This is a genomic window from Mannheimia haemolytica (genome assembly GCF_004342115.1).
GTDB classification, from domain to species: domain Bacteria; phylum Pseudomonadota; class Gammaproteobacteria; order Enterobacterales; family Pasteurellaceae; genus Mannheimia; species Mannheimia haemolytica.
The window spans coordinates 1-1,265 of the sequence record NZ_SMAC01000069.1 but is presented as its reverse complement, the minus strand read 5'-3'; the positions used below and the strand labels follow the sequence as shown (position 1 = coordinate 1,265).

Below are 1,265 nucleotides of genomic sequence, written 5' to 3'. Positions count from 1 at the left end.
CATAAAAGTAAAAGAGGCATACCTTTCGATATGCCTCTTTCTAGTTTTTATTTAGCTTTTCGCTTTATCAAACAATCTTAATTATTTGATGATTTTCGCTACAACGCCCGCACCTACTGTACGACCACCTTCACGAATCGCAAAACGTAAACCTTCGTCCATTGCGATTGGGTGAATTAGGCTAACAGTCATTTTGATGTTGTCGCCAGGCATTACCATCTCTACACCTTCCGGTAATTCGATTGTACCTGTTACGTCCGTTGTACGGAAGTAGAACTGTGGACGGTAACCTTTGAAGAATGGAGTGTGACGACCACCTTCTTCTTTTGATAATACGTAAACTTCTGATTCGAAGTCTGTGTGTGGAGTGATTGAACCCGGTTTCGCTAATACTTGACCACGTTCGATTTCTTCACGTTTAGTACCACGTAATAATGCACCTACGTTCTCACCCGCACGACCTTCGTCTAATAATTTACGGAACATCTCAACACCTGTTACGGTTGTTTTCGCTGTATCTTTGATACCTACGATTTCAACTTCATCACCAGTGCGGATGATACCACGCTCAACACGACCTGTTACTACTGTACCACGACCTGAAATTGAGAATACGTCTTCGATTGGTAATAAGAATGGTTTATCAATCGCACGCTCAGGCTCTGGAATGTATGTGTCTAAGTGGTTTGCTAATTCAAGGATTTTCTCTTCCCATTCAGCAACGCCGTTTAACGCTTGTAACGCTGAACCACGTACGATTGGAGTGTCATCACCCGGGAAGTCGTATTGTGAAAGAAGTTCACGCACTTCCATCTCAACTAATTCTAATAACTCTTCATCATCTACCATATCGCATTTGTTTAAGAATACGATGATGTATGGTACACCTACTTGGCGACCTAATAAGATGTGCTCACGAGTTTGTGGCATTGGACCGTCTGTTGCCGCTACTACTAAGATAGCACCGTCCATTTGTGCCGCACCGGTAATCATGTTTTTAACATAGTCCGCGTGTCCCGGGCAGTCAACGTGTGCGTAGTGACGAGTTGCTGTATCGTACTCAACGTGTGAAGTGTTGATAGTGATACCACGCGCTTTTTCTTCTGGCGCGTTATCGATTTGGTCAAATGCACGAGCTGCACCACCGAAGTGTTTTGCTAATACGGTAGTGATTGCTGCTGTTAAAGTTGTTTTACCATGGTCAACGTGGCCGATTGTACCCACATTAACGTGCGGTTTTGTACGTTCAAATTTTTCTTTAGACA

Annotated in this window: 1 protein-coding gene; it reads right to left on the bottom strand. The window is 43.4% G+C overall.

Annotated elements, in window-relative coordinates; genetic code table 11:
• Positions 1-81: 81 nt before the first annotated feature.
• Positions 82-1,265 (bottom strand): elongation factor Tu (gene tuf / locus EDC41_RS13450; RefSeq protein ID WP_006253264.1); only part of this gene is annotated, 1,184 nt, incomplete at its 5' end.